Origin of the sequence: uncultured Microbulbifer sp., from assembly GCF_947498635.1 — a bacterium.
Taxonomy (GTDB): Bacteria; Pseudomonadota; Gammaproteobacteria; order Pseudomonadales; family Cellvibrionaceae; genus Microbulbifer; species Microbulbifer echini.
Genome location: NZ_CANMKV010000001.1, coordinates 226,780 through 250,439, shown reverse-complemented (window position 1 = coordinate 250,439; position 23,660 = coordinate 226,780). Strand labels below are relative to the sequence as shown.

The 23,660-nt window shown below is 54.2% G+C and carries 16 protein-coding genes; 3 read left to right on the top strand and 13 right to left on the bottom strand.

Features of this window, described 5'->3' with window-relative positions; translation table 11 throughout:
- Positions 1–21 precede the first annotated feature (21 nt).
- Complete coding sequence (gene pulA, locus Q1A69_RS01085; RefSeq protein ID WP_299579772.1) at positions 22–3,348, bottom strand: pullulanase-type alpha-1,6-glucosidase; 3,327 nt, start codon at positions 3,346–3,348, stop codon at positions 22–24.
- 606 nt (positions 3,349–3,954) lie between these two features.
- Between pulA and rsgA the strand changes: the two genes are divergently transcribed.
- The gene (gene rsgA, locus Q1A69_RS01080; RefSeq protein WP_299579769.1) at positions 3,955–5,082 is read left to right on the top strand and encodes a ribosome small subunit-dependent GTPase A; all 1,128 of its coding nucleotides are present in this window, start codon (positions 3,955–3,957) and stop codon (positions 5,080–5,082) included.
- A gap of 98 nt (positions 5,083–5,180) precedes the next feature.
- Here rsgA and Q1A69_RS01075 read toward each other — a convergent pair whose 3' ends face one another.
- On the bottom strand, positions 5,181–5,498 hold the full coding sequence (locus Q1A69_RS01075) for a multidrug efflux SMR transporter (protein ID WP_299579766.1): 318 nt from the start codon (positions 5,496–5,498) through the stop codon (positions 5,181–5,183).
- A 207-nt stretch (positions 5,499–5,705) separates the two neighbouring features.
- On the opposite strand from Q1A69_RS01075, the gene Q1A69_RS01070 reads away from it, so the two are divergent.
- Positions 5,706–7,781 (top strand): TonB-dependent receptor, encoded by a 2,076-nt coding sequence (locus tag Q1A69_RS01070; RefSeq protein ID WP_299579763.1) that lies wholly within the window; start codon positions 5,706–5,708, stop codon positions 7,779–7,781.
- Positions 7,782–7,849: 68 nt separating this feature from the next.
- On the opposite strand, the gene Q1A69_RS01065 is transcribed toward Q1A69_RS01070, so the two are convergent.
- From Q1A69_RS01065 to Q1A69_RS01045, 5 genes are all read right to left on the bottom strand, one after another.
- Complete coding sequence (locus Q1A69_RS01065; RefSeq protein WP_299579760.1) at positions 7,850–9,700, bottom strand: DUF885 family protein; 1,851 nt, start codon at positions 9,698–9,700, stop codon at positions 7,850–7,852.
- A 147-nt stretch (positions 9,701–9,847) separates the two neighbouring features.
- Positions 9,848–11,764, bottom strand: a complete 1,917-nt coding sequence (dxs, locus tag Q1A69_RS01060) for a 1-deoxy-D-xylulose-5-phosphate synthase (RefSeq protein WP_299579757.1) — start codon at positions 11,762–11,764, stop codon at positions 9,848–9,850.
- 93 nt (positions 11,765–11,857) lie between these two features.
- A complete protein-coding gene (gene ispA / locus Q1A69_RS01055) occupies positions 11,858–12,766 on the bottom strand; it encodes a (2E,6E)-farnesyl diphosphate synthase (protein WP_299579754.1) in 909 nt (302 codons plus the stop codon).
- The gene (locus tag Q1A69_RS01050) at positions 12,767–13,018 is read right to left on the bottom strand and encodes an exodeoxyribonuclease VII small subunit (RefSeq protein WP_299579751.1); all 252 of its coding nucleotides are present in this window, start codon (positions 13,016–13,018) and stop codon (positions 12,767–12,769) included.
- A 71-nt stretch (positions 13,019–13,089) separates the two neighbouring features.
- Positions 13,090–14,604, bottom strand: coding sequence for a PQQ-dependent sugar dehydrogenase (locus tag Q1A69_RS01045; RefSeq protein WP_299579748.1), 1,515 nt, complete (start codon positions 14,602–14,604; stop codon positions 13,090–13,092).
- Between the two features lie 809 nt (positions 14,605–15,413).
- Between Q1A69_RS01045 and Q1A69_RS01040 the strand changes: the two genes are divergently transcribed.
- Positions 15,414–15,983, top strand: coding sequence for an HNH endonuclease (locus Q1A69_RS01040; protein ID WP_299579745.1), 570 nt, complete (start codon positions 15,414–15,416; stop codon positions 15,981–15,983).
- A 93-nt stretch (positions 15,984–16,076) separates the two neighbouring features.
- Here Q1A69_RS01040 and Q1A69_RS01035 read toward each other — a convergent pair whose 3' ends face one another.
- From Q1A69_RS01035 to Q1A69_RS01010, 6 genes are all read right to left on the bottom strand, one after another.
- Complete coding sequence (locus tag Q1A69_RS01035; protein ID WP_299579742.1) at positions 16,077–17,072, bottom strand: D-alanine--D-alanine ligase; 996 nt, start codon at positions 17,070–17,072, stop codon at positions 16,077–16,079.
- A 4-nt stretch (positions 17,073–17,076) separates the two neighbouring features.
- Positions 17,077–17,985 (bottom strand): penicillin-insensitive murein endopeptidase, encoded by a 909-nt coding sequence (gene mepA, locus Q1A69_RS01030; protein ID WP_299579739.1) that lies wholly within the window; start codon positions 17,983–17,985, stop codon positions 17,077–17,079.
- A gap of 77 nt (positions 17,986–18,062) precedes the next feature.
- Positions 18,063–19,136 carry a histidinol-phosphate transaminase gene (gene hisC, locus Q1A69_RS01025; RefSeq protein WP_299579736.1) on the bottom strand — a complete coding sequence of 358 codons (1,074 nt, stop codon included), beginning with the start codon at positions 19,134–19,136 and terminating at the stop codon, positions 18,063–18,065.
- Positions 19,133–20,173: an FHA domain-containing protein gene (locus tag Q1A69_RS01020; protein ID WP_299579733.1), complete on the bottom strand. Its 1,041-nt coding sequence runs from the start codon at positions 20,171–20,173 to the stop codon at positions 19,133–19,135. Before Q1A69_RS01020 ends, hisC begins: the two co-directional genes overlap by 4 nt.
- Positions 20,164–21,462 carry a serine protease gene (locus Q1A69_RS01015; RefSeq protein ID WP_299579730.1) on the bottom strand — a complete coding sequence of 433 codons (1,299 nt, stop codon included), beginning with the start codon at positions 21,460–21,462 and terminating at the stop codon, positions 20,164–20,166. The genes Q1A69_RS01020 and Q1A69_RS01015 overlap by 10 nt, the downstream gene beginning before the upstream one ends.
- A 113-nt stretch (positions 21,463–21,575) precedes the next feature.
- Positions 21,576–23,357: a PLP-dependent transferase gene (locus tag Q1A69_RS01010; RefSeq protein ID WP_299579727.1), complete on the bottom strand. Its 1,782-nt coding sequence runs from the start codon at positions 23,355–23,357 to the stop codon at positions 21,576–21,578.
- Positions 23,358–23,660: the final 303 nt, after the last annotated feature.

The following is a 23,660-nucleotide window of genomic DNA, read 5'->3' as shown; positions in this document are numbered from 1 at the left end:
CCGCAAAATTAATCTCTAAAATTAATCTCTGCGACGGAATTGTACGAATACCGCGGTCGTGCGGCCGGGCAGGGTAAAGCGACCGTTATCGCGATCGAACTTCACCCAGTACTGGCGCGGATCGATAGAGCGGCGCTGGCGTGGGTGCTTGTGTAAGTATTTGCCACGCAGGTTTTCACTGGAAAATTCTACCGTTTCATCATCCCCATTAAACAGCACCACCACACGCTTAAAGCGTGGATCAATGCTGCCGTCCTGATCGGATAGTTCCATCACAATCAGTCCCGGCACCTGGTCGGGCCCCGTATTGAGGAAGTTGAGGTGCGCTTCTACCAATTCGGCCTCCGGCAGGCGGAAGAGGGGCGAGCTGTTGCGGATGGCCAGTTGCTCGCGGAACAGGGCGGCACTCCACCAACGGTGGCGACGCTTGGGTGCCAGTTCCGGGTTTGCCAGTAGAGGCTGCATCAGGGGCCAGGCGTCCTCGTTTTTATCCGCGATCGGCAGGCCCGCGCCCCAGTTATCGGTAGCGAGGTTGAAATCCAGGGCGTTAAACCAGTCACCGGAGTTGTAGCTGTCGCGATCCATCGACTTGGAACGCAAGAAATCCTGGCCGGCGTGGATAAAAGGCACTCCCTGGGCGAAGAGCACTAGAGCGTTACTGAAGGCTTGTATACGCACTCGTTCGCGTAAGCTGGCGTTATCGCTGGCCTTAATTTGGATGCCGTCGAATAGCGTCTCATTATCGTGGGCGGCGATATAGTTGATGGACTCCTGCGGGTCGGCGGTATAGCCGGTGGGCTGGCCGTTGTAGATCAGCTCGCTGCCTGTGATGATATTGCCGCTGGCATCTTCAAAAGGGTAATCCGCCAGGTTACCGGCCAGGGAAACTCGGACTTTATCTGCCAGGGTCAGCAGGGTGGCGCGCTCGTCATTACCCTCGAACTTGCCGTTGCTGTCGGTGAACAAGCCGGTAGCAAAACCCTGCTCCTCAAAGCCGCCGAAGGGATTGCCACCGCGCACTGAGTCCCGCAGGCGATCGTTAAAGGTACCCACACCACTGCCGGCCATATTGGTTTGGCGGGCCTGCACAAAACGGGCATCATCGGCCACTTCGCCGAAGTTCCAGCCCTCGCCATAAAGATAAATGGCGTTGCCATCGATACCATCGGCTTCAGGGGTAAGCGACTGCAGTGCCGCCTGGGCCTTGAGAATATTCGCGAGGCTGTGGTGCCCCATCAGATCGAAGCGGAAGCTGTCCACCTTGTAGGCCCGGGCCCAGGTGACAAGGGAGTCGATCATCAGCTTTTCCATCATCCCGTGTTCGCTGGCGGTGTTGGCACAACAGCTGCTCATTTCCACATCGCCATTCACACTCCGGCGGTGGTAATAGCCAGGGACAATCTTGTCGAGTACGGAGTTGTCGTACTGGCCGTAGGCACTGGTGTGGTTATACACCACGTCCATTACCAGGCGCAGGCCGGAGTGGGAGAGCCCCTGTACCATCTGGCGGAACTCGTGAATGCGCGCAATGCCATCGGGGGCCGTGCTGTAACTGCCTTCGGGAACGGTGTAGTGCAACGGGTCGTAACCCCAGTTAAAGCCGTCAGTATCGCGCACCGCGTCCACTTGGGCCTGTTGCTCGCTGCTATCTGGGGCGTAGATGGAAAGATCTGGGGTTTGCTGTTGTTGCGCCCGGTCTTCATTCACGGTGGCAAAGTCGAAGGCCGGCAAGAGATGGATATGGGTGAGGCCCGCACGGGACAGTTTACGCAGATGGCGCATGCCGTCGCTGTAGTATCGTGTGAAGGCCTTAAAGGTACCGCGCTCTGCTTCGGGCACAGTGCTGTCCGCAATACTGAAGTCGCGCACATGCAGTTCGTAGATGCTGATATCTTCCGGTTGGGCCAGCTTGGGTTTGCGCAGGCGATCCCAGCCACGCGGTTTCAGGTCGCGGTCGTCCAGGTTGACGATCTGGCTCTTGCCGCTGTTGATCGAGAGGCTGAGGGAATAGGGGTCGGTTACCAGGTTGGCTTCAATCTGGCGGCTGAAATAGGAGTAAACCTCTACCTCATAGAGGTAAAAGCCCCGGTCCCAATGCTTGTTGATATCGGCAGTCCAAACGCCGCTAGATTCGTCGCGCTGCATGGAGACAACCCGATCGGCGGTTTCGCTTGATGGGTCGGTGAAGAGATGCAGTTTTACCGAGCGCGCGGTGGGGGCCCAGAGATCGAGCTGGATATGGTCTTCGCCAACACGGGCACCCAGATCACCGTCGTAGTAAAAGCGATCGTCCAGGGCACCGGCCATTTGGACACCGGAGGCGTCGAGTAACTTGCCATCGGTATCGTAAGCGGCGAGGGCAAGCTGCTGGATTACCAGATCATTCAGGGAAGCCTGCTCGGGCAGTTGCCAGGCACTGAAGGCGGCCAGGTGTGGGAATTTTTGCTGGGTGCTGTCGGGTAGGGCGGTGAGAGCAATGAGATCGATGGCGCCCTCTGAGAGGACATCGCCATCTTCCAACTTTAATTCGGCACTCGGGCTGTAGTGCAATTTGACAGTGCCGCCCTCCTCAAGCTGAATATCCCAGGCGAAGCTGGTGGCATCTACCCAGTGGGCTTTATCGCGGCTGAGATCACCTTTGGCAAAGCCGTCGCTGCTGACGGTTATCGCTTTACTGGTGGAGTCAAAAGCAAAGTAGATTTCGTCATGGTCTGCCGCCACGGAAAAGCTGACATTGTCCCCATCATTGCCATAGCTCTCGTCCCAACCCTCGTGCAGGGCCACTTTGAACTCGTAGTTGCCAGCGGGTAGCGCGGAGGTGACAAAGGTGTAGGTGCCATCACCGTCGGCGTCCTGCATCCAAGTGCGCAGGCAATTCGGCTGCCAGTTTTCCGGACAACCCAGCAGAGATTGGAAATTGCCAGCTAGGGTTGCAATCACACTGTTGGTGTTATCGGTGATCCAGTGGCTTTCGTGGTCGTAGATAAACTTGACCTCGCGGGCCTCGTCTAGATTGAGTGGAATATTGGCACCGTTGCTGTGCCCGCCCTGACCGTAGTTTTCGTCCCAGCGACGGTTGAGGGCCGCTTTATATTCCCAATTGCCAGCGGGCATTAAAAAGCGGCCCTGCCACTTGTCGTCGTCACTGTCATAACGGAGCATGGTGGCCGCGCAGTCCGGCTGCCAGTCCCCATCGCAACCCAGTTGGCTTTGTAGGTTACCGGGAATATTGACCGCTGTGGGATCTGGCGTGTCTGAGGCCCAGGCGGGTAAATGAATGGAGCAGAAAAACGTACCCAGAATCAGCCCCATCCTTGTACCGGGTTCTGTGAATTTTGCGATTGGCATGGTTTTTTCCGTTTGTTGTTATGTGCTTTGTAAGCTTGGAAATGGCTTTTGCGTTTCTCTCAGCAAGCATTGAAGCGCAGTCATGCAGTGGTGACCTCCCACCCCATGGAGGTTGAGGCCGCGGGTCGAGAGATTAGGGTTGTCATAAAACCGTTATAAAAGCGTCATTTGGTGGAAATACCTGCGGGAGAAGATATTTCACGAGTAAGGGAGATGGCGAAAGGAAAAGCCGGATCTATACTCAACTGATCAGGTTACTGTGGGTCGAGAAAGGTGATGCACTCGCTGTAATCGGATTCGAAGGCCGGCTTTTGCCGGCTTTACTTTTTGTGGCGGGGGAACTCTTCTGAAGCCATCGACTTGCCCCGATACCCAAGCAGTGCTAATTTGCCCTTAACCCGCCAGCGCTTTTGGCCGGGTCCAGAATTTCATTTTACCGCGGAGGATGATTGATGATTGTTACAACCCTCCGCCGGGTCCCGTAGTAGCCTCGAGCTGCTTCGCCCGGCGATAGACTCCAAAACGTCGGGCTTTCCCTGAAGAAAGCTCTGTTGACCGCATATTGGTGGTCGCTAGGTGCATTCTTGCGCCCAGAGGGTTTCAATCGTGAGTAAATCACACTTTTTCCGTCGTTCTGTCAGCAGGCACGGCATCCAATCTGCAGGCCTCTCTAATGAGCGCACGCGCGAGGTCTCTCCACTAGAAAAACTCGGCTGGAAGCCATTCTTTTTACAGCAGTTGTCGTTCGAAGAGCTGGAGCAAACGCTTCCACTGAGGGTCATGGCGGTGCACCGCAACCGGTTGGAATTGGCGGGTGAGCAAGGAATAGTGTCCCTGCCATTAACCGCTAACGTGGCCTTGAACATGCCTACGGTGGGCGACTGGCTGTTGTTGCAGCGGGAAACCGCTCACTTTGTGCGTATGCTGAATCGCAGCAGCCAGTTTGAACGAATGGCCCCCGGAGGTCAGCAGGTGCAAATGATTGCCGCCAATGTGGATAGCGTTTTTATTGTTTCCTCCATGAATGAGGACTTTAACCTGTCTCGCATTGAGCGCTACCTGGCCCTGGCAAAGGAGTCCGGTTGTCGTCCCCACTTGATATTGAGTAAGGCTGACTTGTGTGAAGATCACAGTCTCTTCCTCCAAGCATTGCGCCCGTTCGGCGAATTACCGGTCGCGGTAGTGAATAGTCTCGATAAAGACAGCGTGGTGCAGCTGCGCCTGTGGTGTCTGCCGGGGGAGACCATCGCGCTGTTGGGCTCGTCGGGAGTGGGCAAGTCCACGTTGCTCAATACGCTGTCTGGAGAGCCCCTGGCCGAGACCGGGGAAATTCGCGAAGCCGATAGTAAGGGCCGCCACACGACACGGAAGCGCTCTCTCCACCCTCTCAGTTGGGGGGCGTTGCTACTCGATAGCCCTGGTATGCGGGAATTCGGATTGGTACATGTTGAAGGTGGTCTGGCGCAGACGTTTGCAGATCTGGATGAGCTTGCCAGGGAGTGCCGTTTTTCCGACTGTCAGCATCAGTCAGAGCCGGGCTGTGCCGTCCAAAAGGCAATAGCAAATGGCTCTATGGAAGAGCGACGCTTACAAAATTGGCAAAAGCTGCAACGAGAGCTCTGCCGAAATAGCCATACATTGGCGCAGAAACGTGCTGGTGATCGAGCGCTTTCACAATTGTATCGCTCTGTTCAAAACCAAGCGCGTCTTCGTAAATATCCTGGGGAAAATTGATATTGTGGCGATCCAGGTTACAGGCCTTTTAGGCCTGTAAGTGTTATGACTCTACGTATTGAGGGCAGCCACAGCTGCCCTCAACGAAGGACAGAAGGCTAGCCGGCAAGTTTTAATGTGACAACACCGGCAATAATTAACAATACGCCGAGATACCGGCCGAGACTGGCGGTCTCACCGAAGAAAATAAGCCCCACCAGAAAGGCACCGGCGGCACCGATACTGGTCCAGACAGCATAAGAGACGCCAATAGGAATTTCCCGCTGTGCGAGCCATAGTAGATAGCCGCTAAGGCTAATAAATACAGCCGCCAACACAACACCTAATACGCGGGTGGGTGCTTCCTGGGATATTTTCAGGCCAACTACCCAACCAATTTCACAGATACCAGCTATTAACAGGTAGAACCAGGCCATTTTTTTCCTCTTTAAGGCGTAATTTTTTATTGAAGAAGTGCTTACTGCACTGTCCTTCAGGAGGTTAGGTCGGGGAATAGCAGTCTGCCACTTATGTTGGCAATCTAGGATTAACTTGGAGGCTTGAGCGGATTTAGGTCAGCGCGAGAAAACAAACTCACGGTCCTGTATTGTTGGTTAATGTAAAAGGAAGAATAAGCTGGAAGCATGTTTAAAAAACCTAAGAGCCTGGGACTAATTTTGTTGGCAATAAGCCAGACTATTCTGGCTGGTCCAGAGCATGTTGAAACGTTAGTAGTAACGGCCAGCCATTTTGAGAGGCAAATACAGCGCTATCCGGATAGTCTCTCATTGATTGATGAGCAGGTACTGCAGCTGGTTAATCACAACCATATCCAGCAGAGTCTGGTCAGGATTCCTGGTGCCAATGTGGCAAGGGGCAATGGCCAGGAATATTTGCCTGCATTGCGCTCGCCAGTGCTGTCGGGCGCCGGAGCCTGTGGCAGTGTGCTGACCATGGAGGATGGCATCCCCCTGCGGGCAAATGGCTTCTGTAACATTAATGAATTGTTTGAATCCCACAGTGAAATGGCCCAGCGAGTGGAAGTTATTCGGGGGCCGGCAGGTACCCTGCATGGTTCCAACGCTATTCACGGTGTAGTAAATATTATTAGCCCAGAAATTGGCAGAAATACTTCAGGCCTCAGCGGCACTTTAGGTTTTGAAACCGGCCCACACGATTACTACCGAACCAATATTTCAGTAGGAACTGCGATTTCTGAAAGGGGGGATGTCCGTGCAGATCTTTCCCTGGCATCGGATGGTGGTTACCGGCACCAATCTGGATACGATCAGCAAAAGCTCAGTCTCCAGCATCTGGTGACAATGGGGCGAGCAGACATTCGCACTCGCCTGGCAGTCACCAATTTAAACCAGGAAACCGCAGGGTATATCGAAGGCTCGTATTCATATCGGGACCAGCAACTCAGCAGGGAAAACCCAAACCCCGAAGCATTTCGCGATGCCTCTGCGATACGACTTTACTCCAAGTTTGATATCGAACTGGGCAATGGGCGACAGCTGTTATTGACGCCTTATCTAAGAAAAACAGATATGCGTTTTTTACAGCACTATCTACCGGGGCAGGCGCTGGAAGAAAATGGCCAGGAGAGTGCCGGTCTGCTGAGCCGTTACCTTTTTGTCGGGGGAGACGACTTGGAGGTGGTAATGGGGCTCGACGCGGAGTTTACCCATGGTTATTTACGGGAAATTCAGCAGAGGCTTACAGAGGGGTCAGACTTTTTACAGGCGACTATTCCAGTCGGAAAACACTACGACTATCAAGTTGATACTTACAGCGTCTCTCCTTTCACCTTAATGACTTGGCGTGTTAGCGATATTTTGACACTTTACGGCGGAATACGTTTTGAGTCGGTGCAATATGACTACAACAATAAAATGTTGTCGGGCCGTACTGCTGAGGATGGTACTCCCTGCGGCTTTGACGGTTGCAGGTTTAGCCGACCGGAAGACCGTAAAGACCGTTTCCATAATTGGTCGCCAAAATTGGGGGCTACTTTTCAACTCAGTGCCAACATACAGCTTTTTTCAAATATAGCTTGGGGGTATCGTATTCCCCAAGCGACAGAGCTTTACCGTTTACAGAGAGAGCAGACGGTTGCTGAATTGGATTCTGAGCAAATCAGTAGTATTGAATTGGGGGTGCGAGGCTTTAAAGAGCGCTTTTCCTATGAGCTGGTGGCTTATGGAATGCGCAAGCGCAATGTGATTTTTCGGGATACGGAATATTTTAACCAGTCCAACGGAGAAACCGCACATCGCGGTGTGGAATTGGCGCTTGGCTATGCACTCGCCCAGGATTGGCGAGTAGAGATTGCTTCCAGTTATGCGGAGCATCGTTATCGTGATCAGCGAGCGCTGCAGGGTGTGTTATTGGATGGCCATCAGGTGGACTCAGCCCCCAGGGTTTTCGGTAGCTATCGTCTGCAGTGGCAACCGAGGCAGGAGATGACGGCTGAGCTGGAGTGGTTGCAACAGGGGCGTTACTACACTGACCCCCAGAATCAGCATGAATATTCCGGACACAATTTATGGAGCTTGCGAACTCGGTGGGAATTTGATCGCTGGGCCCTTTCGGCAAGATTGTTGAACCTTACGAATAAGTCCTATGCAGAACGAGCGGACTACAGCAGTTTTGTGGGAGAAAGGTATTTTCCTGGTGAGCCCCGCTCGATTTATCTGTCTGTATCTTCCGAGTGGTAAGAGGATTATATGAATTTCAACGAAAGTGGCTCGGTAATAAAAAAGGCAGGAAATACCTGCCTTTTTTCCTAGCCTGCTGAGGCTTGCTGGGTTGCAGACGAGGTTGACCGGGCCGATGTAGAGCCCTGACTTTCAATCCAGCGATCCATGCGAGCTTCAAGAATATTCAGGGGCAGGGCGCCGGCGCCGAGAAGGGCGTCGTGGAAGCCGCGGATATCAAAATTGCTATCGAGGTTTTCCTCGGCTTTCGCCCGCAACTCTTTAATCTTGAGTTGGCCCAGCTTATAGGCCAGAGCTTGTCCGGGCCAGACCAGGTAGCGGTCAATTTCCACAGTGACATCGTGCAATGGCTTGGCGCTGTTATCCATAAAGTACTCAATGGCCTGTTCGCGACTCCAGCCCAGTTGATGCATTCCAGTGTCCACCACCAAGCGCACCGCGCGCCACATATCGTAGGTCAGTGCACCAAACTCGCTGTAGGGGTCTTTGTATAAACCCAAGTCATACCCGAGGCTCTCGGAATAGAGGCCCCAGCCCTCTACAAATGCGGTATACAGGGTCATGCGTCGCAGTGGGTGAATATCAGCTTGCTCTTGAGCCAGGGCAATCTGTAAGTGGTGGCCAGGCATCGCCTCATGCACAGTCAGGGCTTCCATTTCCCACTTGGGTCTGCTGGGGAGGTTGTAAGTATTGGCAAAGAAAATACCGGCGCGTCCGGCTTCTTTAGAGCCGGGTTGGTAATAGGCGGTTGTTTGCGACTGCTCCGAGTACCTGGGGATGGGCTTCACGCCATAGGGCAATCTAGGCAGGGTGCCGAATAACGCCGGTAACTCGCCATCGATGCGTTTGGCGATATCCCTGTAATCCCTCAGTAAGTCTTCGCGACTGGTGTGATAAAAACGCGCATCTGTGCGCAGGAATTCGGTAAAGGCTTTAAAGTCCCCTTGGAAACCTGCCTTTTGAATAATTTTATCCATTTCTCCACGGATACGCCGCACCTCGGCGAGACCGATGCGGTGGATTTCCTCCGGGCTCAGGTCGGTGGTGGTGTTCGTCAGTACCGCATGGGCATACCAGCGCAGGCCATCTGGGCGACTGCTGAGAGCGATGCTCTTCTGCGCTCCTGGGATATATTCTCTCTCGACAAATTCGGCCATGCCCCGCCAGGCAGGCAACAGTTGCCCGCGGTAGATACCGAGGGCACGCTGGCGCAGGCTTTTTTGTTTTGCTTTGGGGATAGTTTTGGGCATATCCGCAAAGGTTTTCAGTAGAGGGCTCTGCTCTGGGTTTAGGGGGATCAGGGCACGGATCTGTCGGGGCAGGTCACGCAGAGTGATCTGCGGCGGGGTAACACCTTTTCTCATGCCCTGTTGCATGAGTGCCTGTGTTTGCGTGACCAGCGCGGGGAGCTTGGCGAGGCGTGCCAGAATATCTTCGTAATCGGCCACGGTGCGTCTGGGCATGCTGTTAATAACGGCAGGCACACTGCGCTGGATGCCACTCATATGGGTGACGGGCTGCAAGTGATCGGGGAATTGGAAGCCCTTTACTTCGCCGAGCAGATCCTGGTACAGCAACTGGTAGTCGAGCTGTTGTTGTTTGGGCAATGTGTCAACGTTGAGATTGCGGGCGGCGCCCAACAGTTGACGTGTCTGCTCTTGGCGTTGCTGTATACCTTTGCTGGAATTGTCCGCCCAGCGATCGTTATGGCCGGGATACCCCTCGTAAGTGGCTTGGCTGGGGAAGCTCTCCATGATCCAGCGGTAGCGCAGGTCTTGCAGGGCCACCAGTTGTTCTGAGGCATTTTCTGAAGGCAGGGCTCTGAAAGCCCTCTTGAAATCCCTTTGCTCCATGGCGGCAGCGTTGAGGCTGGCGATCAGGCTGATCGAAGTAATAAGGGCTTTCTTGAGTAGTGACATCTTTCCCCCAAAGCAAGCGGAAGCCAATGGATAGGTGGGCGGCAAGCCCGGTGGTACCTGCCGAATGCAAAGTACGTGGCAGGTACTCGTTGGCAGAACTCAATGTTTGAGCGAGCCCGTTAACCAGAGGTTATCGGGCCCGCTGACTCAGTTGGCTGCGGCGGCGCGGTCGATAAAATTGTGCCCGCCCAGCAGCTGTTGGCGTCGGCGGATCTGTTCCTCAATACCTGTGGCATCGAGGCCAATTTCGGCGAGCAGATCCTGGTGTTTACCGTGCTCGATAATCTGGTCGGGCAGTCCCAACTGCAGTACGGGCATGGTCCTGGCCGAAGCGTTGAGATACTCGAGTACGGCACTGCCGGCACCACCGGCAATAGTATTCTCCTCAATCGTCACCAGCAATTGGTGGCGATCGGCCAGTTCATCAATCAAGGCTTCATCCAGTGGCTTTACCCAGCGCATATCCGCTACGGTGGCACCGAGGCGCTCAGCTGCGGCCATCGCTGGGGAGAGCATGGTGCCAAAATTCAAAATTGCTACATTGCTGCCCTCGCGTAACAAGCGGCCCTTGCCGACAGGTAATTCGCGCATTTCCTCCTCGAGCGCGGTGCCCATACCCGTGCCACGAGGGTAGCGCACTGCAGCGGGGCCATCGTGGCAGTAAGCGGTATACAGTAGCTGGCGGCACTCGTTCTCATCGCTGGGCGCGGCGATAGCGAGAAAGGGCAGGCAGCGCATAAAGGTCAGATCGAAGCTGCCTGCATGGGTTGGGCCGTCCTCGCCTACCAGACCGGCGCGGTCGATGGCAAAGGTGACATCCAGGTTCTGGATGGCTACATCGTGCACCATTTGGTCGTAGCCGCGCTGCAGGAAGGTGGAGTAAATAGCCACTACCGGTTTTTGCCCTTCGCAGGCGAGGCCGGCGGCGAGCGTGACGGCGTGCTGCTCGGCAATGGCGACATCGTGGAAACGCTCTGGGAAGCGTTGGGAGAAATCTACCATACCCGAGCCCTCGCACATGGCGGGGGTAATGCCGATTAAGCGCTCGTCCTGTGCCGCGGTATCGCACAGCCACTGGCCGAAGATATCCTGGTATTTGGGCAGTTTTTTCTTGCCCGGCACTGCGACCTGGACCTTGCTCTTGGGCTCCAGCTTGTTCAGTGCGTGATAGCCCACGGGGTCCGCTTCTGCGGGGCCGAAGCCCTTGCCCTTGGTGGTGGCTATATGCAGCAGCTGCGGGCCCGGTTGGCTGCGCAAGTTGCGCAGGGTCTGCACCAGGTCGTGCATATTATGCCCGTCCAGCGGACCCACGTAATTGAAGCCCAGCTCCTCAAATAAAGTGCCCGGGGTGATCATGCCCTTGACGTGTTCCTCTGTGCGCCGCGCCAATTGCCAAGCCTTGGGGATGGCCGAAAGTATTTTACGGCTGCCCTCGCGCATATTGAGGTAGGTTTTACTGGCCAGGATTTTGGCGAAATAGGTGGCCAGGCCGCCGACATTCTTTGATATCGACATACTGTTGTCATTGAGCACAACCAGCATATCCCGGCCGGTGTGAGCCGCGTGGTTGAGGGCCTCAAAGGCCATACCAGCGGTCATGGCGCCGTCGCCGATCACCGCCACTACTTTGCGCTCCTCGGGAGAGCCCAGGGCCATACCCAGAGCGGCGCCAATCGAAGTGCTGGAGTGGCCCACACCGAAGGTGTCGTAGGGGCTCTCACTGCGCTTGGGGAAACCGGACAGGCCGCCCTGCTGACGCATACTGAGCATCTGCTCGCGGCGGCCAGTGAGGATCTTGTGGGGGTAGGTCTGGTGACCCACATCCCAGACCAAGCGGTCTTCTGGAGTGTTGTAGATATAGTGCAGGGCGATGGTCAGCTCCACTACACCGAGGCCGGCGCCAAAGTGTCCGCCGGTTTGGCCGACGCAGAACAACAGGTACTCGCGCAGTTGACTGGCGAGTTCGGGCAGTTGGCGTTCATCGAGTGCGCGCAGTTGGGCGGGCTCGTCGATGGCGTCGAGCAGTGGCGTATGCGGGCGTGTGCGTGGAATTTCTTCGAGCATCAAACGGTTCAATTGCTACAAATGGTAATAGTGAGGGGATTGTATGCCTGTGAGGGGCATATTGCATCCCAATGGCGGGGCGAATGCCTCGAATCAATGGCTGCGTTGGACGATGTAATCCGCCAGCTGCTTCAGCAACCGTGTATCGCCGGGAAGGGTTTCGAGAGCGTTTAGGGCCTCGCTATGCAGGCCTCGTAACTTTTCCCTCGCAGCATCGAGGCCCAATAGGGAGACATAGGTGGGCTTGTTGAGCAGGGCATCCGCCCCTTGTGGCTTGCCCAGTACAGCGGTGTCTACGGTGATGTCGAGAATATCGTCCTGAACTTGGAAGGCCAGACCAATAGCCTCGGCATAGCGGGTAAGAGCTTCCAGTTGTGCGTTATCGGCGCCGCCGAGCAGGGCGCCCATGCGCGCACTGGCGCGTATGAGTGCACCTGTCTTCAAGCGGTGCATGGTCTCCAGTTGTTCCAGGGACAGTGTTTTGTCCACAGAATCTAAATCAATCGCCTGGCCTGCGACCATCCCCCGGCCGCCGGAGGCGCTGGCGAGTTCCTGTAGAAGCTGTAGCTTTAGGCTGGGTTCGGAACTGTCTGTCAGCAGCAGTTCAAATGCTTGGGTTTGCAGAGCATCCCCGGCGAGAATTGCGCAGGCCTCGTCGAAGGCGATATGACAAGTGGGCCGGCCCCGGCGCAGGTCATCGTCATCCATGGCCGGGAGGTCGTCGTGTATCAGCGAATAGGCGTGGATGCATTCCACGGCGGCGGCGCTGGAGTCGCATCTTGCCGCATTAAAATCGACCCCATGGAAAATCTCGGCACAGGCATAAACGAGCGCTGGGCGCAGGCGTTTACCCGGCCCGAGCGCCGCGTAATGCATTGCCTCAAAGAGCTTGTCCGCATCGCTGCCGGGTTCGCTGAGAGCCTCATGCAGCCGAGTTTCTACACGCTGTGAAGATTCTTTGAGGAAGCTCTGGAGTTTGGGGGCCTGTGGCAAAGTACTCACTTAGGCGTCGCCCTGGGAGTCGTCGGTATCGAATGGCAGCTCGCGAATACTGCCGTTCTCCTCCATTAGAAGTTTGACTTTTTGCTCGGCACTGGCCAATTTCTTCTGGCACTCGCGGGTGAGTTTAACTCCGCGCTCAAAGTCGGCCAGAGCCTCTTCCAGGGGGAGGTCCCCGGCCTCCAGGCGCTCTACTAATTCTTCCAGGGCCTCCAGGCTCTGTTCAAAGGTTGCCGATTTTTTCTTCGCCGCCATAGCATTGCCTCGTAATTGCGGGGCAACCTTAGCCGCTGGCGCGGCGAGGGTCAATTGGCACGCGACAGGGCCTATTGCAAGGCTTCGCGCGCGAGTAGGTAATGAGCCAGGGCCTTTTTTTGCTCGTCAGTAAAGTCGTACCTGGGCATGGGTGGTGTTGGAGTGTCAAAAAAGTCTGAGAGGGTCTGCAGTGTGTATTTCTTATTGAGTTCTTTTAAGGGTACTTGTTGTTGGTGACATTGAGCGCAATTGTGGCTTAGGTAAAGGGCTCTGCCCTCCTGTGCTGCAGCGGCGTTCGCAGGTGGAGGTTTTTTCGGTACCCTGCCTGGGGCCGGGGCCGGGGCCGGGGCCGGGGCCGGGGCCGGGGCCGGGGCCTTGGTTTTGCGGGGGGCTACCGTTTTTTGTGGATCACTGGGGGATAAGCGGTAGATTGCGCCTGCGTAATCATCAGAAATATAAATGATGCCTTGGCCGTCCTCGGCAATGGCCACGGGCCTGCCGGAAACCTCCTTGCGGTCTTGGCTGAGAAAGCCCCATAGGAAATCCCTCTGGGTAATATTTCCGCCTTCATCCCAGTGTAGGGAAACCACCTTATAGCCATCCTTGACGCTTCGGTTCCATGAGCCGTGCAGCGCTACCAGAGCGGCGCCGCGATAGTCTGTTTGCTGCTCCGGGCTGCGCAAAAAGCGGATACCGAGCGGGGCATTGTGGGCGGCGAACTCATGCACCGGGGGCAGGGAGGAGGCGATCATCTCTTTGATGGTCGGACTCTCGTCATTGATGAAGTCCGGATCTGGAATTCGGTCGCCATAAGCGTAAGGCCAACCGTAGAATTTCTCGGGCTGAATTAAATTGAGTTCATCGGGTGGCAAGTTATCACCCAACCAGTCGCGACCATTGTCAGTGGCGTAGAGACCGCCGTCTTTTGGCGACCAGTCAAACCCGACGCTGTTGCGCAAGCCGGTGGCGAGTATTTCTAGATCACTACCATCGGGGCGCAGGCGCATAATGGTGGCGCGGCGGCGATCCTTTTCAATGCAGACGTTACAACTGGAGCCACTACTTAGGTACAGCCAACCATCGGGGCCCATTTCGATGGTCTTGGTCCAGTGTCCGCTATCCTCCAAGTCTTCCAGAATTCGCTCGTAACGCCCAGCCAAACGGCCATCGGAGTGATCGAAGGGCACCCTTCCAATGGCGTCGCTTTCCGCTATATATAGCCAGTTCTCGTGGAAAGCAAGCCCGTGAGGGCGGTTCAGATCATCAATGAGCATGCGTTGGCTGTCGGCGCGCCCATCGCCGTTAAGGTCGGGGGACAGCAGGGATATACGGCCCTCTTTGGGCTGGGAAACCAGGAGATCCCCCTTGCGGGTTATTGCGAGCCAGCGAGCATTGGGCACGTTGTCGGCAAACAGTTGCAGCTGGTAGCCAGAGGCCGGTGTTAGGCCCTGGGTTACTTTCTGTTCGTCGGTTTTCGCTCCGCCAACAATTTGGCGCCAGGGTACGCTGATACCCGATGCGACGGCAGCGAAAGCGCCTGAAACCACGGCGCTGAAGATAAGCAAAAATATTAGCGTATATTTCAACGTCTTTTTCCCTGTTTGGATTGAACTTGAAATAGAGGTGTTTATAGTGGCCGCGCACTGCACTGAGCCTTGTTGTACCACAGGCTACCTATTGGGTCTCCCCCTCAATTGTTAAAGAAATATTTCACTTTGTGAGATATGTCCTACATAAAATTCAGCAGATTGCCCCTACTTTTTTCTCGCCTGATGTCCATAATTAACTGGCAGGGACGCACAAGGGACTGCAACTCTGCGGCAAAGGATAAATGGATTGCGCCGCTCGCCCTAAGGATATGGGCACCATCCTGTGAGACGCACCGCCCGGGCCGGATTGCCCGGGCGGTGTTTTAATAATCCCGCCACTCATACTCCTACCACCTGTTTCCATTGCTGTGATCGCAGGGTGTGCCGTTAACCTTTTGAAATTCCTGTTATCTTTTGGCGGTAAGCTTGCTGCCAGAGTGTCACAATCTGGAATTTGTAATATTTATCCGCTTTAATAATAAGAGGTCGGCCACTATTGCTCGGGCCGGTGGAGGGTGATGCATTCAGCAATCTATCATCAGCAGTACCTGTTTATTCCCTGGCAATATCTTGTCGCTGCGCTGCTGTTTCCTCATTAGTCAAATCATTTACGGGTTGCCACACTTCTCCCGCTAATGGCTTATTGACACCAAATCCTCTGGTTCAAACACAATTTTATTTCCCTTTTTCCTATTCGCTTTTTCCTGGCGGGCTGATTATCACTGATCGATCGCTACTCTCATTCACTTTTCTAATTTTGATGGCATCGGGCCGGGTTTTCTGTTTGATTGCGGGGAGGTAAGGTCATGCAAGCGCGAATCTTACGTCTGAATTTGGCAGGGCAGCCATTAGATTGGCTTACTTGGCAAGAGGCTTCCTGTTTATATGTTCGGGATCTGGTTACATGGTCTCTGGGCGGTATAGTACAGCGGGTACGAGGTGGATTTAACCGATATGGTGAGCGCTCCACCCTGGATCTGGCGTCGATCATTGCCTGTGGTGGTTCGCGAATGGCTCGCCCGCGTCGCCGGCCTCCGCTGACAAACCGGGCGCTTTTTTTTCGGGATATACATAGCTGTCTGTATTGCGGCAATATTTTTAAGTCGATCGAGCTGACACGAGATCATGTTATCCCTGTATCCAAAGGAGGGATGGACTCTTGGGAAAATGTGGTGACCGCTTGTCGGCGCTGCAATCAGCATAAGGGGAACCATCTCCTTGAGGAGATCGACATGGAATTATTGGCACTGCCCTTCTGTCCCAATGCGGCGGAGTATCTGGCTTTGATCAATAGTGAGCGGATTCGCGGGGACCAGATGGAATTTCTGCGCAGTCAATTCTCGCGTAGGCGCCAACAAGATTGGTTATTACATTAAATCTCGCGATTTTAAGAAGATAATAAAAAGGGACTGAAGCCCCTTTTTATTTTTTCTGATTGAGCGGCAAGACTAAATATCAAGACGTGGCTGTCAATCGGACTGGGATGAGCGGATAAGGCCGGTTAGGTATTCGGTAAAGTTGTGGCCATGGTTTTCCATCATTTTGGGGAACATGGATTTAGGCGTCATGCCGGGGAAGGTGTTGACTTCATTTAAGTAGAGCTCTCCTTCATTGGTCAGAAAGAAATCGATACGGGAGAGATCTTTAAGCTTCAGGGCTTTAAATGTGCGTATCGATACGTCACGAATCCATGCCTGCTGTTCTTTATTCAGACCTTCGGCCTCAATAAAAGTCTCAGCACGACTGCCGGTGGCATATTTTTCCTTGTAAGTATAGAAGGTATCCGACGGGGCACGTACTTCACCGGGGAGGGTGGCTATGAGTTCTTCCCCAAAAGTGTAAACAGCCACCTCCAGTTCGCGGGCGTTCAGGGCTTTCTCAATGAGTACGTAGGGTGAGAGGGTAAAGGCCTCCTCAATAGCACCGTGTAGATCCTCTCTACGAGTGACTTTAAAGCAGCCCACCGAGGAACCCTGATTAGAAGCCTTGATAAACACTGCTTCCCACGTCTCCAGTGCCGCATGGGCCTTATCCAGCTCCTCAGCTTCAAGGCTGTGCAGAAATAGGTAGGGAGTGTTATCGATCCCCAGAGCGCTTAGCCACATTTTTGTTTTAATTTTGTTAAAACAGATTTTACTGGCTTCCGGGGCTGAGCCGAAGTAGGGAATGCCGAACATTTCCAGCTGGGATTGCAGATCACCGGTCTCACCGGGGTATCCGTGTATTGCGGGGATGACATAGTCCACATCCCAGGCACTGCCGGCTTCATCGCGGATCTTACCATCATAAAAGATATGGTAAACGCGACCGTCCTTATCGGTGAGACAGCCGCTAGCGTCCATCTCAACCCGCATCAGGTCAATATCCTCGGATTCGGCCAACTGCTCTTCGATAAAATCTGCGGTGCGCAAGGATACTTCGTGCTCGCTGCCGCCACCGCCGCAGATAAGCAAGGTGTTGATCATAGAGTTATTCCGTCGTGGTACCGGCTGGAGGTGCCAGTAATACCTGCTGGCACTGTTGCGGCATCGTCTTGGGTTTGGGTTTTGTCGGCTTGGTCTTTGTGCCGTTCAGTATTGCGTAGAATTCGTCGCTAAACCACCAGTCCAGATCGTTGCCGCAGGGAGCGGTACGCACCGGGGCCTGTGGTTTGCAGTGGCGACTACCTTCCGGGCAGGTGAGGCGCACATGGAAGTGATAATTGTGCCCCCACCAGGGGCGTACTTTGCGCAACCACGCATTATCAGTACCAGAGATCGCACACAGGTGCTGTTTGATGGTGGGGTGTACGAAAATGCGTTCGACACGCTGGTCTTCGGCAGCCATACGCAGAATCTTTGGGACCCGGTTGTCCCAATTCTCTTTGATCAGGCGGTGTTGGCGCGCATCTGCCAGGGGGATGGCGGAGATATTATCGCGCTCCCACTCTGTGAGAGGACGCTCTGCGGCGCGTTGGTCCTGCGAGTACCAGATATCTATATCCAGTCCGGTCTGATGGCTGCTGTGCCCTCCGCTGCCAAAGGGACCACCGCGCGCCATGGACATATCGCCGATCTGTATCCTACCGAGATCACTTTGCGCGACATTTTGGGAGAAGTCCTTCAGGAAGGCGATGGTATTTGCATGCGCGAAGTGTCGATCGCGGCCAGTGCGCACGAGTTGGTAGCCATCTCCACGCAGGGGCAGCGTTTCCCCCCCGGCAAGGCAGCCGTTGGTGTAGGTGCCGATACTGGCAGAGTCTTGGGCGCTGGGGCTGTCACTCTTCTCCCAGGGATTGGCCTGGGCGAAAGCGCTCAGGGCAGCAGTGGCGAAAACCAGTGCGCGGGTGAATATCCTGGGGCCAGTGAGCCGTTCGGGGCGTTTATAAAAGAGAGGCATAAATCTCTAGTTACCGGTAAGTCTTGGTGGTCAGGTCACGCAATGCGTGGACCCGACGAGTATAGACAGACAGTGTACTAGCTCTGTGACGCAAGTATCTCTTTGCAGTTCCGTATCAACTGGTCCATGTCGTCATCGGTGCCGATGGAGATTCGCAGATAGTCACTGATACGAGGCTTGTTGAAATACCGCACAAGAATGCCCCGTTCACGCAGGGCGTGATAGAGGGCCTCTGCACCAGGGGCCGGTGGTTTTGCCAGGATAAAATTCGCCGTGGAGGGAATTGTGTCGAAGCCTAGCTCCAGTAGGGCTTTTTCAGTGCGGCGGCGTGTGGCGGCCACTTTGCCACAATTGTCCGCGTGCCAAGTGCGGTCGCGAATGGCTGCCGTTGCCACTTCTTGGGCGATTGCGTCAATGGGGTAGGAGTTAAAAGAGTTCTTGGCGCGCAGCAGCCCTTCAATCAAATGTTCCTGTCCCATGGCGAAGCCCAGGCGTAGGCCAGCCAGGGCATAGGATTTCGACAGGGTATGAATGACCAGTAAGTTGGGGTAGCGGTCGATTAGCTGGGTGGCACTTTCTCCACCGAAATCGATGTAGGCCTCATCGATTATCACTACCCGCTCAGGTTGCAACTGCAGCAATGCTTCCACTCTATCGAGGGATAGATAGCGCCCGGTGGGCGCGTTGGGGTTGGGGATGATAATCCCCCCAGCAGCCCCTGAGAACTCTTCTATATCGAGACTGAAGTCTTCCAAGAGTGGTATGCAGCGGGATTTTATTTCGAACAGCTGGCAGTACACGGGGTAGAAACTGTAGGTGATATCGGGAAACAGCAGGGGCTCTGCGCGGCGGAAAAAACTGTAGAAGCTCAACGCCAGGACTTCATCTGAACCATTACCGACAAAAACCTGTGTGTCGCTGAGGTCGTAGCGCTCGGCAATTGCCGTACGCAGTGCACAGGATTCAGGATCGGGGTAGCGACGCAGGGCATCGGCAAAGTCCCTTTGTGCCAAGAGCGTCAACGCCTGGGGTGAGGCGGGATAGGGGTTTTCATTGGTGTTGAGCTTGATTAGGGTTTTGCCACTGGGCTGTTCACCGGGAGTATAGGGTTCCAGTTGTTCCAGACCCGGGCTCCAAAACGATGTGTTCACTGTTCTACCTCTGGACTGTCGTCTTCTGCGGAAGAGCCGTCCCTGCTCTCTGTTTCTTCTGAATCGTCTTTTTCAATAGGAATATCAAATACTGTCGCTGAGCCGGCAATAAATTCCTGCATGGGCACAGGCTTACGCAACAGCATATTATCGTACTTGAGTTCGGTGGAGATCTCTGGGGTCTCACTGAAATCATCGATCCCACCAATGGTTTCAACCAAACTGAGCCCCAGGAATCCGATCGGCAACACCAGAGCGACAGCCCAGCGCCAGGCACGGCCTAGGTTAGTGGCCAAGTAGCAGGCGCACCAGAGCATGGCCGGCAATATGATGGCGAGCACGAGAAAATCCAGGATCTCCATGGTATCGCCGATGGCGAAATTGTAATTCAGTACGCTGCCGAACCACTCCCACACGGCGTAACTGAGTGCGCCAATCGCAGCGATAGAGAGGTGGGCAAAAAAGTGCGTTTCATGGCGTACCACTCGGCCTATAAAGGCCCAGATCCCCGCATAAATGACCAAGCCAATAATTGCACTTGCCAAAATATTGAGCGCAATAGTCCACTGGTAAGTGCGCGCATACCCCAGATAACTGAGTAGTACGGTGGAGAGTGCTACGGCGAGTACCAGAAGAGCGGCATATAAAGGCCGAGACATACTGGAAAAGAGGTTTTCCAGTGAGTGCAGGGGGGTAGCTTCGGCTACGTGGTCATCACAATTGAATACCCGTAACCGCGATTTGCCACATTGAATAAGATCTCCGGAGGCAATCTGGTGGGAGGATATTTCTCCAGGTTTCACCGATCGATCTTTGAGGTTACCCAGCAGCTGGCTGCCATTCACGGAATTCAAATCGTGCAGTGTGTAATTGCCGCTGTCATCCCGGCGAATCTCCGCGTGCCGACCATCCGCGTGTATATCCTCAAGAATGGCATCATTGTTGTAGGCGCGCCCCAGGGTGAATTTGTCGCCATCCATGCGGTAGCGCATCTGTACCCGGTGAGCACGGTTGAGTTCTTCAATTATTAGTGCCATTGGATCTCACTCGTGAACTTCTCGGCAAAGGCGTCGGCGGACTCCCGGGTGAAGCCGGATAGGGTGAAGTGGCTGACCAGCGCGCGATTTTTCTGGTCCACGCTGAGGCTTAGGAAAAAGATATCGTAAAGATCGGGAAAGTTTTTATAGCGCCTTACACAGTAACTGGTGCGACTGATCAGGGGCTTTTTACTGCGTTCTGGTTTTGATAGGGGGCCGTTGCCATTGCGGGGTTGGGAGGTGAAATTTTGGCGGCAGCGGAAATTAGTGACGTCTTCTTCTCCAGCACTATTGCCGGGATAAAAGGTACTCATCTGATGCTCGTATTCCGCGTAGAAACGCGCGGGTAACAAGTCTTTGGCTTCAAGCCAAAAAAATTCGTATTCCACCCGGCCGGTATTGAACTCATCGGAGAGAAAAATCACATCCTGCCCCGTACAACCTTTATCGATGCGCTTGATCGGGTTATCGCTATTTTCCTCGCTGTTACCCCAGCACTTGATGGCAGGCACAATTTCTCCGACGACTTTGGCTTCGCCTAGAGAGCGGCGTTGCCAATCCGCCTCGAGTATGGAATCGATAATACGCTGCTGGTTTTCGCGTAACTGCTGGTAGGTTACTTCCTGGAGATCCAGTGCCACATTGCGCTGTTGGAAATGTTTTACCAGGGTAGTGAGTTTATCCACTGGCACCAGAAAGCTTACCTGATTCCCTGCAGTGGCGACGTTAATACCCACCACCTGGCCGCGGGTATTGATGGCTGGGCCCCCGCTCATCCCGGGGTTGATGGAACCGGCGAAATGAATGCGATCATAAAAGCTGCCGCCGGCAATACCATTATATGTGCCGGGAATCAGGGTCATCCCCAGGTCCAGAGGATTGCCGAGAGACACAATAGTTTCGCCCTTTTTCGGAGTCTCTGTAGCGAGTTGTAGATATTCTTTCCCCGGTTTGTCCTGGCGCAACAGGGCCAGGTCATTGACGACGTCGATATCTAAGAGCTCGAGTGTGCCCTTGGTGCCGTCGGTAGAGAGATATTCCAGTATATATTTATCGGGGTCACTGACCGCCTGGGCGACAACGTGGTAGTTGGTGGCGAGCAGGCCATCGGCAGAAATCTGGAATCCCGAGCCGAGACCGGCTTTCGAGTTGGAGGATTTTTCGATGAGGCGTATTTGATACAAGCTGCCACGGTAATCGCTGTAGAGCTTCTCGTAGCCCTGGGCCAGTGCCAGTGTGGAGAAACAGCAGAGCACCCAGGCCAGAAGTCGGGCGGAAAAATTCGGCATTTTTGTTTGATTAAATTATGGACAGAAACGGTGATACTACGGGATATAGGGTAGTGCAACAAGCGGGGCGCGGTGAAGGATAACCGCTGCGCCCCAACTTGTAAGTGGGTCTCTTAAAGGTAGTCGGTAATTTTTGGCTGTGCCTCTATCACTTTCCGGTGTGACTCTAGGTAGAAATTGGTGAATAAGTCATCCGCTTCTTGTGGGGATATAAAGCCCTCACTAAATCCGGGACTGACCGGGTCCAGGTGCAGGCGTGCGCAATTGATCACATGGGCTGCCAATTGGGCCATATTTTCATCGCCTACAGAGATGCGAATAGTGGTTGGGAAGATTCCCGCCGCCTCCATAGCTTGGGGCGAGAGCTCGGAGTGAGAGGTGAGCGCGGGGCAGAGCACCATGGTATTGGTCTGTCCCAGACTGACCATCTGGCCAAAGGCAGGCTCCAGCGCATCAAAGAAACGCTTGAAAGCTTGAGTTGGGATCTGTGCTGCCTCCATGTCGATACTGAATAGAGGCGTGGGGAATTGGTAGCGCAACAGGGATTCGCGCATCTTGGCGTTTGGGTGACTTTGCACCGCGTGGCTATTTACACGGATTTTGTGGTGGCTGGCGAAGAAATGGCTGAGGCTCAACGTATTAACGCATTTGGTGAGCATACGCATTTCCAGGGTACGCATACCGCAGTGCACCTCCCAGGCCTTATCCGCATCCAAAAAAGCACCTTTGATATAATACACATCCCAGAACATGCACTGGTCCCAATTGAGGCCCTTGGCGCTGTCTCCTTTGGGGATAAACATACGATAATTTTCCCCAATTACCACACCCGCGGTTGCGGCGCCGGTGCCGCCGATATCTTTGGTGTAGGAGTGCACCACAAAATCTGGTCGTTCCTCGCGGTCTTCGCGGCGTAAGGGTTGATAGAGGAAGGGTGTGGCCAGGGTGGCATCCAGGCTGACTAGAATATTTTCCTGATGGGCGGCCTTACAGATGGCCGGCACATCTAGCATGATACCGTGGGGATTACAGGGGGATTCGATATAGGTATGAATCTTGACGCCCGCCGCAAGAGCACTGGTGAAGTCGCGTTGAGTTTCGTTTAATAATTTCTTGAAGTCCTCGCCGCTAGTGCCATCAAACCACACCAGTTGGATGGCCAGTTTATCGGTGCGTGCATAAAAGTCTTGTAATAGCTGGTGTACACCGCCGTAGATATTTCGTGAAACGATCAAAATATCGTCGCGGCGCAGCTGATTGGAAAGTAGTGCGTCAATCGCAGCCATGCCTGAATTAAAGTTCCAGGCCATATATTCATTGGCTGCCGGTCCGCACTCCAGGTCTACAATGGCATTGGCCAGGGAGATGGACGTGGGGTTGAGCAGGCGTGAGTAGATATCGTGGCTGGGCTCGCGGCCGCGGAAGGCGTCGTCGACCCACTCGGTGCAGGCATAGATATAGGTGGCGGTACGCGCAATTACTGGTGTTGCAGAAAAAATTGCCGGGATATTATCGAACAGTGGATAGCCACCGCGGGTGGTGATATTGAAATCGTCTCCCTGCAGGCTTTGAAAGCTGGCCCGCAATGGGTTTTGTAATGTATCTAACAACTTCGCTAGCTGGAAGCTCATAAATCGTTTGGCATTAAAGTAGGCGATTTTATCGGATTTATCTAAGTGCTTTAGGGTTTCAGTGACCTGTCCCCACAATTGGCTCAAATTGCCCTGGGCCCGATACAGAAGTGCGGCCGTTTGCTCTAGCAAGCGTCCGTGCTCTGACTCCGAATCAATACAAAAATGCTGTAGTTGCTCCCGTGCAAGCTCCTCAATGTTAGTGGCCTCAGTACTGTTGCGGCGGGGTGAGAGAATTTTTACATCTTCGAGTTTCGCTTCCATCGTATCCTCACTAGATCATATTTTTTGTTATTTGGTGACTCTAGCAGCCTAAATTGAGGGATGAAACGGTTGGCGTGTAATTCCTTGTAATTGGCCGTGATAGATCTGTAATTCTCAAATCCGTAAAGTAGCATCCAGTTGAGGGGGTACGGGAGTTTGTGAAAGCAGTTTCCCTGCCATGGATGGGCAGCCCCCACAACATATTTTGGATGGATTTAATTTTCTCGCGCTGTCGGAGGTGCGGGGGATGGAAAGAATCAGCGTAAGCTGAGCGGACAAGCTGGAACCGACCGGTGCAGAGTC

What these genes read in the sequence shown, in the direction of transcription:
- Q1A69_RS01020 (WP_299579733.1), bottom strand. Translation starts at nt 20,173, where the DNA reads ATGGCACTAATAATTGAAGAACTCAACCGTGCTCACCGGGTACAGATG.
- pulA (WP_299579772.1), bottom strand. Translation starts at nt 3,348, where the DNA reads ATGCCAATCGCAAAATTCACAGAACCCGGTACAAGGATGGGGCTGATT.
- mepA (WP_299579739.1), bottom strand. Translation starts at nt 17,985, where the DNA reads ATGCCTCTCTTTTATAAACGCCCCGAACGGCTCACTGGCCCCAGGATA.
- Q1A69_RS01050 (WP_299579751.1), bottom strand. Translation starts at nt 13,018, where the DNA reads ATGGCGGCGAAGAAAAAATCGGCAACCTTTGAACAGAGCCTGGAGGCC.
- dxs (WP_299579757.1), bottom strand. Translation starts at nt 11,764, where the DNA reads ATGCTCGAAGAAATTCCACGCACACGCCCGCATACGCCACTGCTCGAC.
- Q1A69_RS01035 (WP_299579742.1), bottom strand. Translation starts at nt 17,072, where the DNA reads ATGATCAACACCTTGCTTATCTGCGGCGGTGGCGGCAGCGAGCACGAA.
- Q1A69_RS01015 (WP_299579730.1), bottom strand. Translation starts at nt 21,462, where the DNA reads ATGCCGAATTTTTCCGCCCGACTTCTGGCCTGGGTGCTCTGCTGTTTC.
- Q1A69_RS01070 (WP_299579763.1), top strand. Translation starts at nt 5,706, where the DNA reads ATGTTTAAAAAACCTAAGAGCCTGGGACTAATTTTGTTGGCAATAAGC.
- Q1A69_RS01040 (WP_299579745.1), top strand. Translation starts at nt 15,414, where the DNA reads ATGCAAGCGCGAATCTTACGTCTGAATTTGGCAGGGCAGCCATTAGAT.
- Q1A69_RS01065 (WP_299579760.1), bottom strand. Translation starts at nt 9,700, where the DNA reads ATGTCACTACTCAAGAAAGCCCTTATTACTTCGATCAGCCTGATCGCC.
- Q1A69_RS01075 (WP_299579766.1), bottom strand. Translation starts at nt 5,498, where the DNA reads ATGGCCTGGTTCTACCTGTTAATAGCTGGTATCTGTGAAATTGGTTGG.
- Q1A69_RS01010 (WP_299579727.1), bottom strand. Translation starts at nt 23,357, where the DNA reads ATGGAAGCGAAACTCGAAGATGTAAAAATTCTCTCACCCCGCCGCAAC.